The organism is Paenibacillus sp. NPDC058177 (assembly GCF_042883835.1).
GTDB classification, from domain to species: domain Bacteria; phylum Bacillota; class Bacilli; order Paenibacillales; family Paenibacillaceae; genus Paenibacillus_AQ; species Paenibacillus_AQ agri.
Genome location: NZ_JBHVVB010000005.1, coordinates 188,238 through 205,085, shown reverse-complemented (window position 1 = coordinate 205,085; position 16,848 = coordinate 188,238). Strand labels below are relative to the sequence as shown.

At 48.5% G+C, this 16,848-nt stretch carries 10 protein-coding genes and 1 pseudogene; 9 read left to right on the top strand and 2 right to left on the bottom strand.

The annotated features are described in order from the left end of the window. Positions 1-31 precede the first annotated feature (31 nt). Positions 32-1,204, bottom strand: a complete 1,173-nt coding sequence (locus ACFVU8_RS20390) for a DHA2 family efflux MFS transporter permease subunit (RefSeq protein ID WP_387430130.1) — start codon at positions 1,202-1,204, stop codon at positions 32-34. Here ACFVU8_RS20390 and ACFVU8_RS20385 point away from each other — a divergent pair. After that, a pseudogene (locus ACFVU8_RS20385) lies at positions 1,183-1,296 on the top strand (HTH domain-containing protein); the annotation flags it as partial. The gene ACFVU8_RS20390 and the pseudogene ACFVU8_RS20385 overlap by 22 nt on opposite strands. 30 nt (positions 1,297-1,326) lie before the next feature. Then, positions 1,327-2,067, top strand: coding sequence for a helix-turn-helix transcriptional regulator (locus ACFVU8_RS20380; protein ID WP_387430128.1), 741 nt, complete (start codon positions 1,327-1,329; stop codon positions 2,065-2,067). Between the two features lie 201 nt (positions 2,068-2,268). On the opposite strand, the gene ACFVU8_RS20375 is transcribed toward ACFVU8_RS20380, so the two are convergent. Continuing rightward, complete coding sequence (locus ACFVU8_RS20375) at positions 2,269-4,245, bottom strand: alpha-amylase family protein (protein WP_387429748.1); 1,977 nt, start codon at positions 4,243-4,245, stop codon at positions 2,269-2,271. 136 nt (positions 4,246-4,381) lie between these two features. Between ACFVU8_RS20375 and ACFVU8_RS20370 the strand changes: the two genes are divergently transcribed. From ACFVU8_RS20370 to ACFVU8_RS20340, 7 genes are all read left to right on the top strand, one after another. Beyond that, a complete protein-coding gene (locus ACFVU8_RS20370; RefSeq protein ID WP_387429746.1) occupies positions 4,382-5,260 on the top strand; it encodes an AraC family transcriptional regulator in 879 nt (292 codons plus the stop codon). A 306-nt stretch (positions 5,261-5,566) separates the two neighbouring features. Further along, positions 5,567-7,912, top strand: a complete 2,346-nt coding sequence (locus ACFVU8_RS20365; protein WP_387429744.1) for a helix-turn-helix domain-containing protein — start codon at positions 5,567-5,569, stop codon at positions 7,910-7,912. A 141-nt stretch (positions 7,913-8,053) separates the two neighbouring features. Continuing rightward, positions 8,054-9,694, top strand: coding sequence for an extracellular solute-binding protein (locus ACFVU8_RS20360; protein ID WP_387429742.1), 1,641 nt, complete (start codon positions 8,054-8,056; stop codon positions 9,692-9,694). A gap of 77 nt (positions 9,695-9,771) precedes the next feature. Continuing rightward, complete coding sequence (locus tag ACFVU8_RS20355) at positions 9,772-10,692, top strand: ABC transporter permease (RefSeq protein WP_379464798.1); 921 nt, start codon at positions 9,772-9,774, stop codon at positions 10,690-10,692. Positions 10,693-10,773: 81 nt separating this feature from the next. Continuing rightward, entirely contained in the window at positions 10,774-11,598 is an 825-nt protein-coding gene (locus ACFVU8_RS20350; RefSeq protein ID WP_379465514.1) for a carbohydrate ABC transporter permease, read from the top strand. 24 nt (positions 11,599-11,622) lie between these two features. Next, entirely contained in the window at positions 11,623-14,403 is a 2,781-nt protein-coding gene (locus ACFVU8_RS20345) for an alpha-mannosidase (RefSeq protein WP_387429741.1), read from the top strand. Positions 14,404-14,671: 268 nt separating this feature from the next. Beyond that, positions 14,672-16,756 (top strand): alpha/beta hydrolase fold domain-containing protein, encoded by a 2,085-nt coding sequence (locus ACFVU8_RS20340; RefSeq protein ID WP_387429738.1) that lies wholly within the window; start codon positions 14,672-14,674, stop codon positions 16,754-16,756. Positions 16,757-16,848 lie beyond the last annotated feature (92 nt).

The following is a 16,848-nucleotide window of genomic DNA, read 5'->3' as shown; positions in this document are numbered from 1 at the left end:
ATCATTACTTTCTAATTAACTGTTTTTTGAATTACGTTGATAGATCACTATCTCCATGTATTCTGCGCAAAAACAGTGAAGCTATAACACCCACTATTGCAACAATAAACAAAAATATGAATGAGCTTTGAATTCCCATAACTAATGCGCCTGTTGAAAATTCCTCATGGTTAGATGGGAGCAAATCACCAGAATACTTACGCGAACTCACCGTCATAATGCTAACAGCAAGTGCAATTCCGATGGCACCTGCAATCTGTGGAATGGTATTCATGACGGCATTGCCATCTTTGTGCATATGAGGTGGCAATGCCGTCATTCCATTCGTTTGAGCGGGCATCCATACGAATAATAAGCCCAACATGACAATGATGTGCATCAGTATAATATACATTTTGGACGAGTCTGGATCTAGAAATATAAAAGAAAACATGCCTGCTGCCATTAAAATCGTCCCGGTCCTAACAAGCCATTTCGGTCCAAAACGATCAAACAAGCGGCCGTTTATCGGTGAAATTAGTGCATATATAATCCCACCTGGTAGCAAAGTAATTGCTGCTGAAAATGCACCCATATGCAAAACTCTAATTAGAAACATTGGCAAGAGCAATGTCACTGAGAGATTGACGATCATACAAATGAAAATTAACACGTTTCCAATAATAAACATCGGTTTGAAAAATACTCTCAAGTCCATTAATGGTTCTGCCATTGAAAGTTGGCGCTTAATAAACCAATAGAGGCCTAACCCCCCGATGATAATGGGCAAATATATTTCAATACTTAGCCAACCAGATGTCCCTTCACCAGCTTGACTAAATCCAAATACAACTCCTCCAAATCCAATGGTTGACAAAACCAACGATACAACATCGAAATTTATTTTTTGGGGTTGTGATACATTTTGCATAGAGATCCATCCGACAATGAGTGCAGCCATCATAAGCGTGAATGAAATCCAAAAGATCCAATGCCAAGTGTAATTAGAAAGAATCAAGCCAGACACAGTGGGTCCAACTGCGGGAGCTGCTGTATAAACCATAGTTACTAATCCCATGGCCATTCCTCTTTTGTGTATGGGAAAAATAATAAGTACGATGTTATACATTAAAGGAATAATGATGCCTGTTCCAAAAGCTTGTAATACTCGCCCTAATAAAAGAACTTGAAAGTTCCCTGCAAGTGCAGCAACTAAAGCGCCAATCCTCTGAATTAGCGAACATGTTTGAGGTCACTCCCCGTACTATCTTTCGAGATATCGAAACCATTACCAAAGCCGGAATTCCAATCACCTCTTCCCTTGGTGTGAATGGGGGCTTCAGTATTATGGAGCGTTACAAATTTGAGAAGAAGATCTTTACGCAAGCGGAGATATTAGTTTTAATACTTGGATTAAACAGTATCCATTCAACTGTTTCTAGCGATGAAGTCTTGAATGCCATTGCTAAAGTGAAATCTTTGATCTCGGAAGATGAAAATCAACTGGTAGATAAACTAATAGCAATTGATCCTTCACCTTGGTTCGGAAGTACTCATGTCAAACCACCTGAATTGGGGCAAATTAGAACCGCAATTGAACAGGACCGCTTAATTACATTTGAATATCTAGATCCTTTTGAAGGTATGACTCCTTTGGAACTCACCATTGAGCCTTGCAGACTAGTATTGAAGAATTCAGTGTGGTATATGCAAGGATTTTGTACAGAGAAAGGGGGGTTCCGAATGTTTAAAGTTTCCCGCATTTCTTCTCTTGTTACTCACCAGGATACATTTAGGAAAAGACAAATCGAAGACGAGGTTTTAGATATAACGGAGAAAGAAATCATACATTTAACTCTGCTTTTTGACCAATCACTTATTCCTTATATGAGCGAGTACTGTGGAGAGAAGAACATTCGTTTCTATGAAGGTGCTAAGTGGATAGCAAAGTTCCCCTTCATTGCAAATGACCATGGATATACTCATTTACTTAGCTTTGGGGACAAATGCGAATGTATCGAGCCTGAACATGTAAGAAGCGAGTTAACCAAACGAATTGAAGGTATTTACAAAGTCTATTCCACTTAAAAAATCGGTGAAAGTATATATCTAAGTTTTCTAGATAAGCTAAAGTTGCAGTTGTTGAACTTACTTCGGTGTCTGTGAATCATTTAAGAGAATAACCATCCCTACGTTACTAAATTAAGTCTAGCTAAAAAGCATCCCCGCGACCATGGCTGGTAGCGGGGATGCTCTGTATAACAATGGACTATTGGCTGGACATCCGCACTAGAATTGAATCACAACCATTTGATGACAGGCCCACAGCGGCACAGTGTAGCTCAAGTTGCCGTCAACTTGGTTGAATGGAAGACTCTCGTTTTGAGGCGCCAGATATACATCTTTAACTTGTTCTGTCGCCGAAAGGGTGACTTCTGTATTCATGAGAGGCAGCAGATCCTCGATAATTTCTACACCTTCCCCTCTGCGGACCGGAGAAGCGTATAACAGATGATTAACCCAACGCTTGAAGGCCGGCTGCGCCTGCAAAGTGGTAACACCTTGCGCAGGCAGATTGGTAGTCAGCGATTTATGGTTTCCTAGCAGGCGATCCAGCGCGTAGCAGATGATTTCCTTCACGGGCAGGCTACCTTTTACCGCATAATCTTCAAACACATGCCAAGCTACATAGATACCGTCCAGTCCCTCTGCGATGCCCGCTCCGGCTTCTTGTAGATCGGAAGGAGTATGCTGGTGCGAACAGAAGGTGAACAAGTCGCGGTTGAAGTATGAATTTTCCTTGCTGCCGAGCAGAGTACCGCCCGGTGAGAGTACAGCGTCTTGACCTTCGGTATAAATGACAAAGGAGGCTGTGCGCAGCGAAGGAAGCTCGAAAGACGGCCGCAGATATGATGGCCGAAACGCTGATACCCCCTGCCAAGTAACGCCCAAATCCAGTGCAAATCCGCTTCCGTCCACGGACAGACCGGAACGTCCGGTAGCCAGGATTTTGCCGCCGCCAGCAATAAAGTCATCTAGTTTAGTCTTAAGTTGCGCTGTAATCTGAATCTCGTCCGGTAGAATTAGCACCTTGTATGATGCCAGATCTGCCTCCAAATCCACCACATCGAAGAGATAGTTGCCCTCCAGCAAAATCCGCACGGCTCCTGTGTCATGCTTGTTGTGCTGAGGGATCGGACCATTGCCAGCAGCCCATGATGCAGCTTCAAGTGACAATAGGGCAATATCAGCGATGCCCGTGGTATCCTGGCACCATTCTTCCTTGGCTTCTACCTCGCGGTAAGCTTCGCCGATCAGCGTGTAGGTGGCGAGATCCATCTTGCCGCCGGGATGCAGCTGATCCCCGATGGAGCAACGCGCTCCGTTGGCAAGGCTCAACGCGGCTTCATACCGCAGCGCGTTCGGATGTTTGTACCCGCCGAACTCGCCCCAGGAGGTATGGAACTTACCGGTCATGCCGAGGAAATCCATGCCCAGCGTCTGTGCATAACGTGCGGAGAGCGGGAAGTGGTCATAGCCCCAGCCCCCTGTCGGCAGCGACTCCAGCTCCAGGTGGGTGTTGACATGGGCAAGGTCACGCCGCCCGCGGTCAACGTGGCTGCTGTTATGAAATACCGGAAGCCCAGGCTTCACCGTGTGAACGGTATCATTCATTCTTTTGGCATAACGGGCATAGGTCTCTTCCCACATCTTCCGCATATCTTCCAGATTACGCGGGTCTGAGCCCCGCTCACGGATGTCAGCCACACAATATTGACAGTAGCATTCCCGGACGCCGACGATATCCAGGAAGATGCCGTCTGCATCGTAGTTTTTCACGACTTCTTCCACCTGCTGGGCCAGAACGTCAAGATAAGGGGTGTTCATACAGAATTGATGATATCCCGGTGTCATGAAGTCACCCGTCCAGCTAATGACCTCCTGCTGATTGCGAATCAGCCACTGTGGATGTTTACGGGCGAGCCGCTCATCCAATCCGGCGGAGAGATAGACTGGCGTCTTCACGCCGATTTCATGCGCAGCTTCAATCTGGGCGCCTAGAAGGTCAAAATCCAGATGTGGATGTGTTTCATTGGCGGTTGTCGGATGATAGGCCCAGCCATGATGACATTTTGAGAAGATGGTGATGGAATCGACATGCCCAGTCTTGAGCATTTCCTGAAATTGCTGCTTGGAAAAGTCCCGGCCAATGCCTTCAATGGCTTCGGATGTATGGAAATCGAGATGCACCTGACGAAATTTCATGCTTGCGTCCCCCTGGTCATTAAATGATAGAATCATATTATATCTACCACTCTAATGGATTATGGGATGACATACAGCCGACAATTCCGACTTTGTATAGTACAATTTCGGTGTCTTTAAATCAGGAGGACGTTACATGCTTGTGCTTGAACTACCTGTCCCGCCCTTTCCATTGCTGGCGGCAATCGGTCACACGTTATGGAAGCCCGGTGTGCAGCATGCTCAGCGCCAGTTCGAGGTATTCGATCTCATTATATGCGCCAAAGGGATGCTGCACATGGAGGAAGATGGTATTGGTTATGAGGTAGCCGAAGGCATGATGCTGGTTCTGGAGCCTGGCAAAACCCATCGCGGCTCACGGCCGACCGAGCTGGAGACCGAGGTGTACTGGATTCATTTTCAGTACCCTGTGTCTGTGGAACCCATCTTGAAGGAGAAGACACATTGGCAGCAGCCGCTGCTCCAGCGGAGTGATCAGGATACGGAAGCTCCACCGGGAGTCATTGAGATTCCGAAATTCGCTGCTGTGGATCTGCGCTCACTCCAGCCTCTGTTGACCGAGATGCTTGAGCTGCACCATGTGTTGACCCTACAGCGTTCCTTTGAGTTGAATATCCTGCTCGGCCAATTTCTCCTGCAACTGCAGAACGGGATGCGACGCAGCAGTCCGCAGGCCCGTTCCTATTTTCTCAGCGAGAAGGTGGCGGCTTATTTGAACCAGCATTTAGAGCAGCCGTTCGATTCCGTGCAAATGGAGCGTGATCTGCTCTATCATTTCGATTATCTGGCTCGCTGCCTGAAGCAGTATACGGGGATGAGCCCGCTACAATACAGGCACCATCTTCAGATCGAGAAGGCCAAGCGGCTGCTGGCGCATTCCGAGCTTTCATTGAAACGGATCGGTGAGTTGTGTGGCCTGCAGGACAATAACTATTTTACACGCTTGTTCAAGCGCCAAACTTCACTCACGCCAGGGGAGTACCGCAGGCAGTATCAGGTGTTTTTAATAGAATAGAAAATGGAGTAGTTCGTCAACGTTGTATCCCCAGCATCAATAAATATGATGGAATGAGGTGTCGTATCACCCGAAGAAGAAGCCTTCTGCAGGATCAGATCCAGAACTATTCTCCGTAACTTATTGGAGGATGGTTTTTTTATGCTTGGATTCCAGTGGTATCTCCTTACAAATCATACAAATGGATACTCCAGTGAACGAATGGTTAGGTCCTGCCCACTTGTAATGATGGTATACTAAAGCGGGATTATAGAGGTCCTCTAGGTGTTAGGGGCACAACAATAGAGCGGAAGCGGAGGAGAGCCGATGGAGAAGAAAGGTATGAGAAGCTGGAAATGGTTTAGGTTCAAAGGCGCTTGGCCGGCATTGTTCTGGTCCTATATCTCAATACTTCTGCTGCTGCTTGTTCTTGGCAGCATACTTTACTGGAGCGCCAGGGAAGTGGTGGTGAAATCCGTGGAGCGTAGTAATTCCGCTATGCTGGGACAGCTCCGGGAGCTTGCTGATGGGCAGCTGCAAATGATCGAGCAGTTGGAACAGCAGATCGCCAATCATCCCAAACTGCTGCAGCTAATGAGCAGTAGAACGCCCCTGTCTGATAAAGAGCAGTACGAGATGATTGCATTAGCCGAGGATTTGAAGCGCTACAAGCAATTGACACCATTCATTAATGATTACTACATATATCTGCCCAAAACTGGAACCATGCTGGGGCCGGGCGTGAAGACTACACCGGAGATTTTGTTTGAGCAGGCCGTTCGCTTTGACGGGTTGAGCGCTGATGAATGGGTGCAGAAATTTGAAAGCGGATACCATTTCCGTACCTTCGAGCCATCACTGCATGCAAGGAGCAGTATCGGGGAGTCAAGCGACATTCTAGCATATATGCAGACCCTTCCGCTCGGCAACCGTTCCAAGGGATTAGCCACGCTGTTTATCATGATTAATGAAGATGAACTACGCAAAATGTTCCAGGGCTTGGCGGATGCCGGACAAGGTAGTATCTACATTGTGGACAGCAGTAACCGGATGGTCAGCACAACGGCCGCCAGTAAGGTACCGTTATCTTTTACATATGGAGACATGCAAGGAGAGCAGGGTAAGCTGGAGACCCGGCGTGAGGGGAAAGAGATGATAGTCTCCTATGTGACTTCAAGCGTCTTCGGGTGGAAATTTGTGTTGGAGGTTCCCCGTGTAGTCTTTCTGAAGGAAGTGAACGAGGTACGAAGCTGGGCCTTATTGCTGCTGATTTTGGCTGCGCTTTCAGGAGCGGCTGTATCGTTCTATCTATCCTATCGTAACGTACGCCCACTCCGTGATTTAGTATCGGTTGTAACGGGCAACAGTCCTGCGCTGCCGCGCAAGGAGGGACCTCTGGAATATCAATTCATACATACATCGATCCAGTCGGCCCGAATAACGGAAACGGAACTCCGGGGCCGGTTGTCGCAGCAGACACCCATTATTCGTCTTCATTTCCTGAATCGGCTGATCAAGGGCTACGCAGATCCTCATGAGCTGCAGCCGGAAGCCTTGGAATTCATGGATATTCGTTTTATTTCCGATACTTTTGCGATCTTGTTGATCGACGTGGAGGATATGAATACTTTTTCTACTGAAAATGATCCTAAAGAATGGCTCTTTATCAACTTCGTTATTTCGAATATTGCCACCGATCTGGTGGGCGAGCGACATATCGCCTACACCACTGAGCTGGATCAGGGCAGAATTGCTCTCCTGATTAATTTCAGTGAAGCCGATGAGGCGGCATGCACGGCAGAACTGTCAGCGATCACAGAGCAACTGGAACACATGCTGTGTAAGCGATTCCGGCTAAAGGTGTCTATTGGTGCGAGCTTCATTGCGCGGGAAATAAAAACAATCGGCGAAGCCTTCCGCGATGCTCTCAAGCGGCTCGATGAGGACGCCAAGCAGCAGGCCAAGGATCACGCAGTTGACCAATTACGGGAGCGGCCGCCGGTTTATTATTATCCGTTGGATATCGAACAGCAGTTGACCAATTATGTGAAATCAGGTGAGGAAGAGAAAACAGAACAGCTTCTGAATGCTTTGTATTCGGATCATTACAGCACTGACGGCAGCAGTCCGCTGGTTGGCTCGTATTTCCTGCTACATTTGTCTTCGACGTTGTTCCGGATTGTCCAGAATACACCGAATGCGGATGCGGAGCTTGCTATGCGGCTTTTACAGAATCAGTCCGATGGCAACGCGGATGCCCACCGTACATTCCAGCAGCTGAAAGGAGAGTTTCAGACCGTCTGCCGTCTCTGGCGGGAAGGACGTAGTGATCAGGGCAGCCGGATGCTGGAGACGATCAAACAGATCGTAAGGGAACGTTACAGCGAGAACATGTTGAGTGTAAACCTGATTGCGGATGAATTGGGAATTACACAGCCATATCTATCCTCTTTTTTCAAAAAGGTTACCGGCCACACGATTCTTGAGTTTATAGCAGAGACCCGACTTAAGGAGGCAAAACGGCTGTTGACGGATACGGATCGTACCGTAGCATATGTGGCCCGTGCGGTAGGCTACTCCAACGACATTGGTTTTATTCGTTTTTTCAAAAAACATGAGGGGATCACCCCTGGTCAATATCGTACGAACACACAAACGGAACATCGATCTTAGATATGTGCAGTCTCCGATCTTTCAATTGGAATGGCAATGTAACATCCAGGCCATATTCAGCGACAGTGTAACATGGGTATGATGATGTCGGAGTTGCGAGTGGACGCACACCATACAGTAACCAGAGGGGGGAATATATTCATGAGTTATGGAAAAAAAAGCCTGATCACCATGCTGGCGGCCATGACGGCACTAACCGTTTCATTATCGGCCTGTTCAGGGGGGAACCAAGCAGAAGAACCTGCGAATTCGCCACCGGCGGGAACGGGGAATGTGGAAGAGCCTAAGGATGGTAAGATCGTATCCAGCCCGCTTACATTAACTTATTATGTACAGGGTTTGGGCAGTGCGGCGCCAGGAATCAAGACTCAAAATGATATTGCTGCTTATCAAGAGACAGAGAAAAAGACAGGAATTCATATTGAATTCCAGAGTCCTACTACCGGTCAGGAGAAGAACCAGTTCAATCTGCTGATGAGCTCAGGCTCTTATCCGGATGTTATCGAATGGGGCTGGAATGATTACCCGGGCGGTGGTGTAGGTGCCATGAACAGCGGTGTTATTGTTCCGCTTAATGATTACATTGATAAATATGCTCCGAACTTGACCAAACTGCTCTCAGACCACCCGGAGATCAAGAAAGAGGTTTCCACGGACGATGGGCGGATTTATGCGTTTCCTTTCCTGCGGGCGGATCCATACTTGCGTACGTACTTTGGCCTTGGCATCCGTAAGGATTGGCTTGATAAGCTAGGCCTTCAGGTACCAACAACTATTGACGAATGGCACACTGTATTGAAAGCGCTTAAGGAAGGCGATCCCAACGGAAACGGCAAAGCCGATGAAATTCCACTCCTGATTAAAAAGGATACGATGCTGAATTTCAGTAATGTGTTCCTCAATGCCTGGGGAATTACCAGCCAATTCTATTTGAAGGACGGAAAAGCAGCATACGGTCCAATTCAGCCGGAATATAAAGAGTTCCTGAACACGATGCGCAACTGGTACGCAGAAGGCCTAATTGACCGCGATTATGCAGCGACGGACGACAAGCAGAAGGACGCCAAATGGACTGGCGGGCTGTTAGCTGCATCTGAACTGGCGGTAGGCGGCGGGATCGGAAAATATATGACAGCGATGTCCGAGAAAGATCCCGACTTTAACCTGGTAGGTGCACCTTATCCAACGCTCAAGAAGGGCGACAAGCCGGTTCTGGGACAAATTACGCCAATTTTCAACAGTGTGGGAGCGGCCATTACCAGCAGCAACAAGCATATCGAGGAGACAGTAAAATGGTTGGATTTCAAATATGGTGAAGAGGGAAGTATGCTGTTCAACTTTGGTATTGAGGGCAAGAGCTACGAGATGAAGGACGGCTTTCCTACCTATACCGATGAAATTATGAAAAATCCGGATGGCATGGCTTTCGCTACTGCGCTCGGCCAATATGCGATTCCGTTCGGAGGTCCGTTTGTACAGGATAAACGTTATCAGGAGCAGAACGTTTCGCTGCCTCAACAGAAGGAAGCGCTCAGTACCTGGATGGATGTAGAGAATGGTGACTGGCTTCCAACGCTGTCGTTAACCAATGATGAATCGGCAAGATTGGCAGCGATTATGACGGATGTGACTACTTATCGTGACGAGATGTTCGACAGATTCGTTATGGGTGTGGAGCCAATCGACAATTTCGATACCTTCGTAAAAACCATTGAAGGCATGGGGATTCAAGAGGCTATTGATATTCAGCAGGCAGCTTACGAACGATATTTGAAACGGTAACGCTGATTTGAGCGGGTTCCTAATGGTTCGTCGCGCTGACCTGCGCCGGCCTGGGACCCGCTGTTTTTACTCTGTACATGAAGGAGGTCTATGTGTTGAAGCTGCTGCGAGACTGGTCCCGACATAAATATATCTATTTGATGCTGCTTCCCGTTGTGATCTACTATCTGGTATTCCTTTATTTTCCGATGTACGGTTTGCAGATTGCTTTTAAAGATTTCTCACCTGTCAAAGGAATTTTGGGCAGCGAATGGGTCGGGTTCAAGCATTTCATATCATTTTATGACAGTTATTACTTCTGGCGCTTGATTCGCAATACACTGTTGATTAGCTTGTATGAATTGGTTTTCGGCTTTCCGGCTCCTATCATTCTGGCCCTGCTGCTTAATGAAATTCGAAGCCGTGTATTTAAAAATGTGGTGCAGTCCATTACGTATCTCCCGCACTTTATCTCAATAGTCGTAGTCTCGGGAATGCTGGTCGACTTTCTCTCCGGGAACGGTCTGATCAATCAGTTGACTGGCTTTTTCGGTATTCCTTCGGTTTCTTTCCTTATTGTACCTGAATGGTTCCGGACCATTTATGTTTCTTCCGGAATCTGGCAAGGAGTAGGCTGGGGCTCGATTATTTATCTGGCGGCGATTGCGGGTATTGACCCCAGTCTTTACGAAGCTGCCAAGACTGATGGTGCAGGACGATTCAAGCAAATTCTGCATGTCACCCTCCCGGGGATTATGCCGACGATCATCATTATGCTGATCTTGCGATTCGGTACACTGATGGCTGGGGGCAGTCTGGAAAAGATTCTTTTGTTGTACAACTCAACAACCTATGAAACGGCGGACGTGATCTCCACCTTCGTATACCGGCGAGGATTGCTTCAGATGGATTATGGTTTTTCGGCAGCAATCGGCCTGTTCAACAATGTGATTAACTTCCTGTTGCTCGTCTCGGCCAACAAGATCAGCCGGAAGATCAATGAAACAAGTCTGTGGTAGTCCATTCCAGGGGGTGAATGATCCTTGAAGTCTCATATTTCCTGGGGAGAACGGCTATTTGATATCTGCATCAACGTATTTATGGTGGTGCTGATGGCTGTTACCCTGTATCCGTTTCTGTATGTGCTGTTTGCTTCCTTCAGTAACCCTTCCGATCTGATTCAGCATCAGGGGCTGCTGTTGATGCCGACCGGCTTCAGTCTTGAATCTTATAAGCTGGTATTCGAGAATCCAATGATTTCTATCGGTTATTTCAATACTATGATTTACGTTGTCGTCGGTACGACGCTGAATCTGACGCTGACCAGCTTCGCTGCCTATGCGCTGTCTCGTAAGGGTGTTCGATTCGTCGGACCCATTATGTTTGCCATCGTATTCACGATGTTCTTCTCCGGGGGTCTGATTCCTACCTATCTCAATATGAAGCATCTGGGGCTGCTCGATACGCGGTGGGCGATGATTCTGCCGTCTGCGATCAGCACCTGGAACCTGCTGGTCATGCGTACCTCCTTTGCAGGTATCCCCGCAGCGCTGGAAGAATCAGCGCGGATAGACGGGGCCAATGATTTTCGTATTCTGTTCCAGATCTTTATCCCGGTCTCATTGCCAATTATGGCTGTAATGACTCTCTTCTACGGTGTAGGGCATTGGAATGCCTATATGGATGCGCTGATTTACCTGCGCGACAAGGATTTATACCCGCTGCAGCTCGTTCTGCAGGGAATTCTGATTACGAACAGCACAGACTCCATGATGAGTACCGTGGCGGATGTCGACAAAGGTCTGATTCAGGAGACGATCAAATATGCAACGATCATTGTTGCGACAGTACCGATCTTGCTGCTCTATCCATTCCTCCAGCGGTATTTTGTCAAAGGCGTTATGCTAGGCTCAATCAAAGAATAATAATGTTCGGAAGGAACTGATCAGATGACTACAAAAAAAGTTGCCCATATTATCGCTCATTCCCATTGGGATAGGGAATGGTATCTGCCTTACGAGAAGCATCACGTGCGGTTAATCCAACTGATGGATACTCTGATTGACTTACTGGATCGTGATCCGCAGTTTCACAGCTTTCATCTGGACGGCCAAACGATTGTATTGGAGGATTACCTGCAGGTTCGGCCGGAGAATAAGGATATTCTGAAGCGGCTGGTACAAGAGGGAAGGCTGGTTATCGGTCCCTGGTACATCCTGCAAGATGAATTTCTGACCAGCGGGGAAGCCAATATCCGCAACCTGCAAATCGGGCATAGAGATGCTGCGGAATATGGAGCGGTGTCCAAAATCGGCTATTTCCCGGATTCCTTTGGCAACATGGGGCAAGCTCCCCAGCTCCTACGGCAAGCAGGTATAGACGTAGCGGTCTTTGGCCGGGGGGTGAAGCCTGTTGGCTTCAATAATGAATTGAAGGGTGATTATGAGTCGGCGTATTCTGAGCTAAACTGGGAATCGCCTGACGGTTCGCAAGTGCTGGGCATCCTATTCGCCAACTGGTATAACAATGGGATGGAGATTCCGGTCGATGCTGCTGAAGCACAGCAATACTGGAACAAGCGTCTGCAGGATGCAGGAGCCTATGCTTCCACACCTCATCTGCTGTTTATGAATGGATGCGATCATCAACCGGTACAGAGTGACCTGAGTGCCGCTCTGGATACGGCGCGGAGTCTGTTCCCGGATGTTCAATTTGTGCACTCCGATTTCGGCCAATATGTGCGTCAAGTCCAGGCCTCCTTGCCGCAGAGTCTATCCACGGTGCGTGGAGAGCTGCGCAGCCAGCGGACAGACGGCTGGTGGACGCTAGTAAATACGGCTTCTGCACGTGTATATATCAAGCAGGCCAACCAGCACTCGCAGGCATTACTGGAGCGTACGGCAGAGCCGCTCGCTGCCTTCGCCGCACTGCTTGGAAAGCCGTACCCGCATCATCTGTTGCGCTTTGCATGGAAGACACTGATGCAGAATCATCCCCATGACAGCATTTGCGGATGCAGTGTGGATGAGGTGCACCGCGAGATGATGACCCGCTTCGCGAAGGCAGATGCCATCGCGGAAGAGATCATAGCAGAGAGTGCGGATGTCATCACTAGCAGTATTGACACTGCAAGTGCCTTTGGACAGCTTGAAGGCGCGGTGTCATTCGTTGCGCTGAACACCTCTGGCTGGGTCAGAACATCAGCCATCACTGTAGAGCTTGAGACAGAGCGTATCTACATGAAGGGTCGGAAGAGGGCTGATATTATTCACGAGCTTACCGCGAAAGCTGTAACTGGCCAGGTTCAAGATGCTTCTGGGAAGATTATACCCGCAGAGATCACGGATTTGGGTGTACGGTTCGGCTACGATCTGCCGGAGGATCGTTTCCGCCAGCCCTATATGGCGAGAATGGTGAGCGTAACGTTGTTAGCTGAACGGGTGCCTGTACTGGGATACCGGACCTATGCTTTTGTCCCGGTATCGGGGGTTAGCCACACAGCATCTTCAGAGAAGCTTGACCTGTTGAATGCCGGTAACATTGAGAGGGAGCAGCAGGAACAGCAGCAACAGGAGTACATTCTGGAGAACGATTTTTTGCATGTTTCCGTGCAGGAGAATGGCTCCTATACTGTAACAGATAAGATAAGCGGCGGTGTCTTCCCGGGTCTGGGCGTATATGAGAATATCGGGGATATTGGGAACGAGTATATTTTCAAGGCTCCGGAAGGCGATCAGCCGCTGACCACAGAAGGGCTGCGGGCCAGTATTGTGAAGCTTCCATCTGGTTCGTTCCGTAAGAGTGTGGAAATCATACATGATTGGTCCTTGCCTGAAGGGGCGGACGAGCGGCTGGTTTCGGAGCGGGAGGCGTTCGTTCCGTTTCTGGAGCGGACAGCGGCCCGAAGCCCGCAAAGCGTTCCGTTTCGGATCACGACCACCCTCACATTGATTCAAGGCGATCCGCAGCTTCATGTGGAGACGCTTATAGACAATCAGGTTCAGGATCACCGCCTGCGGGTGCTGTTCCCCACAGGCATAGAATCTCCGGTACACCGGGTGGATTCTGTGTTCGAGGTGGCGTTGCGTGATACCGTACCTGCTGCGGAATGGATCAATCCTAGCCATTGCCAGCATCAGCAGGCCTTTGTTAATGTAAGCAGCCCTGACGTCGGCTTGACCATTAGAAACCTAGGCCTGAACGAGTACGAGGTACTGCGTGATGGTCAGGGAACCATTGCCGTTACCCTGCTTCGTGCAGTCGGGGAATTGGGTGATTGGGGGGTATTCCCTACACCAGAAGCTCAATGCCTTGGTAACCATAGCTTCAAATATGCGGTGATTCCACATGGAGCTGGCAGTGCCAGAGAAGAATCTTTTGCGTTGGCCTACCAGAACCAGTCACCCATAACGGTTGTGCAGGCTCCTATGCAGAGCGGAACGCTGCCTGTGGAGCATACCTTTGCCGAGTGGGCAGGTGAAGGGCTAGCGCTCACAGCTGTGAAGGTCAGTGAGCATAGTGATGATCTTGTGCTAAGGTGGTACAATATGACAGAGGAAGAGACTGAATTGAGTGTGACAGTGACTAGACCTGCCACTATGCTCTACCGGAGCACGGTGCTGGAGGAGCGGAGCGAGCCGCTGCCTGCTTCAGCAGGAAGCGCGAAGGTCAGCGTTGGCCCAGCGGAGATTGTAACGCTGGGGGCTGCGTTCAATACAGATAACGGATAGCTGTCAGATCATATGGGAAATTAAAATCGTCTATCACCATATTTATGGTTATAGGCGATTTTTTATTATGTCCTAATAATGGCATGTCTCTGAATTCACAAATAATGATAGAAATACGTAATAATACACTCTATTTTCGAAGGAATACATAATTGTTAAATGCTTTCCAGAAACCTAGAATGTAAACAGACCGTTATAATTATATATCCTAAGGCATTGGATTCGGGTGAAGAGTATGCAAATAAAAACATTCTAGGAGGTTATCACAGTGAAGCAAAGGCTTTTTTATGTGATTCCGATTCTGCTTATTGTTCTGGGTGCCTGGCTATTTTTGTATAACCGCGAGGATAACAAAGTTTCTGATAATCAAGAGAAGGAGGTGGTAGCCGTCGCTCCTGTCAATAACAGTGGAGCACAGTCCAACGTTAAGGCGATTTATGAGCAAGAACCGGTGCAGTACTTGACCCCGGCTTATGAGGTTGAGGTGAAACGTGATATTTTGTATGCCAAGAAGAAGAATGAGACAGAAGCGGAGGAAGCGTTGAAGCTTGACCTGTACCAGCCCACTGGCGACAACAACAAGCTGAGACCGGTCTTCGTTTTCATCCATGGAGGCGGTTATTCAGGAGGAGGCAAGGAAGATGCTGCCGATTTTGCAACGGCGATGGCTAAACGGGGATATGTGGTCCTGTCCGTGGATTACCGCTTGAAGACAGACCCGTTTATTAACTTCAGCCGCACGCTTACCGATGCTTGCGAGGATATACGGGACGTGATTCATTGGATTAACGATAATGCAGCGACTTACGGACTGGATGCCGGACACATTGTGATCGGTGGGGATTCTGCTGGAGGCCATCTTTCTATAAATTTTGTCAATCTTTCTTTGTCCAGTGATCCGGCCCTTGTACAGTCTGTCTTTGCCATTGTGGATATTTATGGCGGGGATATGACAAGGCTTCCGGATAGCAAGCTTCCTCCGTTTCTTATTATCCATGGGACCATAGACAAGCTGGTTCCATACCAGCTAAGTGTGGAATTGGGCAACCAATTGAAGGAGCAGGGAATTTATCATAATCTGCTTACGATGGAGGGCGTAGGCCACGACTACAAGAACACGAAGTATATCGACGAGATCGTGGAGACAACCTCGCATTTTTTATGGAATGTTCGGAACAGCCGAGGCCTTGACCGGTTGCCGGAGAATTCCGGTCTCTCCGTTGCGTCTGGTGATATTTTTGAAATCAAACTTCCCGAAGCTTACAGAGGAACTACCGGGGAGCAGCTTAATGTTTCTTTGCCGAATGGATGGGAGCTCATAGGACAAGAGAACCACACACTGCAGATCCAGACTCCAGAGGGCGTTAAGCGAGGAAATCTATCCGTTGATGTGTGGCAGGGCCAAGGGCGCGAGACCGCCCAGGGCTTTACCGTCAATGTGAATGTCATTGATCCGTTGGAGGTACATTATATGACTTTCTACGATCAATCACGGCAAGCGGTAAGAACTCATATGGACGTTGTTAACCGGTCCAAGAACAAATTCAGCGGTTTATTGCAAGTGGATTATGAGACAGCACAATCTACCCCTGGTACTTTTACAACAGCTGTGGAGGCACTGCAACCAGGCGAGAAGGTACGTGTTGATCTTCCCGAATTGGCAAGGGGCCACCGCACACTGAAAGCTTCTAACGATCAGGGTACACTGCTGCAGACAGCGTTGGATACCTTCAATGCTCTTCTAATCCCAAAGCTCAGCAAGCCGTTGAAGATCGAGGGCGATCTGTCGGAGTGGAATAATTCTGCTAGATTTGCTGTGAAGGATGTCAGGGTCAACGACTGGAAAGGAGAGCAGGATCTTAGCGCCACCGGCCAGCTCTCCTGGGATGATCACAACCTGTATCTTGGGGTAGAGGTCACTGACGACAAGCATGTTCAGCCGGCATCGGGGGATGCCATCTGGAGCGGGGACAGCATCCAGATCGGGATAGGCATAGCCAACTCAGATGGCACAGTTCCGTCAGAATATCATGAACTAGGTGCCGCAAGGGGTGACAACGGGACATTGTACAAGTGGCGCTGGATCGCGCCAAGCGGCTTCCCAGTGGGCGATGCTGTAGACCTTAAATACGCCATCCAACGGGAGGGCTTAAAAACCACCTACGAGCTGGCGATTCCGTGGGAAGAGTTAAGCCATGAGACCACATTGGTGAAAGAGGGCCTGAAGCTGAAATTCTCAATCCTGGTCAATGACAATGACGGAGAAGGGCGTAAAGGCTGGGTCGAATACAATAGTGGCATAGGGACCTCCAAGGATATTGACGCCTTCGGCGACCTGTATCTGGTGGATTGATAGAGATTAAATGGAAGTGGGTTCAAATATTGTGAGAAGAAGCCTGGATGAGCTTTATCCGGGCTTTTTTTTGTATTGATTAAGCATTCATT

Coding starts and splice junctions, on each gene's coding strand:
- ACFVU8_RS20380 (WP_387430128.1), top strand. CDS start 1,327: ATGGAGCGTTACAAATTTGAGAAGAAGATCTTTACGCAAGCGGAGATA.
- ACFVU8_RS20375 (WP_387429748.1), bottom strand. CDS start 4,245: ATGAAATTTCGTCAGGTGCATCTCGATTTCCATACATCCGAAGCCATT.
- ACFVU8_RS20370 (WP_387429746.1), top strand. CDS start 4,382: ATGCTTGTGCTTGAACTACCTGTCCCGCCCTTTCCATTGCTGGCGGCA.
- ACFVU8_RS20365 (WP_387429744.1), top strand. CDS start 5,567: ATGGAGAAGAAAGGTATGAGAAGCTGGAAATGGTTTAGGTTCAAAGGC.
- ACFVU8_RS20360 (WP_387429742.1), top strand. CDS start 8,054: ATGAGTTATGGAAAAAAAAGCCTGATCACCATGCTGGCGGCCATGACG.
- ACFVU8_RS20355 (WP_379464798.1), top strand. CDS start 9,772: ATGAAGGAGGTCTATGTGTTGAAGCTGCTGCGAGACTGGTCCCGACAT.
- ACFVU8_RS20350 (WP_379465514.1), top strand. CDS start 10,774: ATGGTGGTGCTGATGGCTGTTACCCTGTATCCGTTTCTGTATGTGCTG.
- ACFVU8_RS20345 (WP_387429741.1), top strand. CDS start 11,623: ATGACTACAAAAAAAGTTGCCCATATTATCGCTCATTCCCATTGGGAT.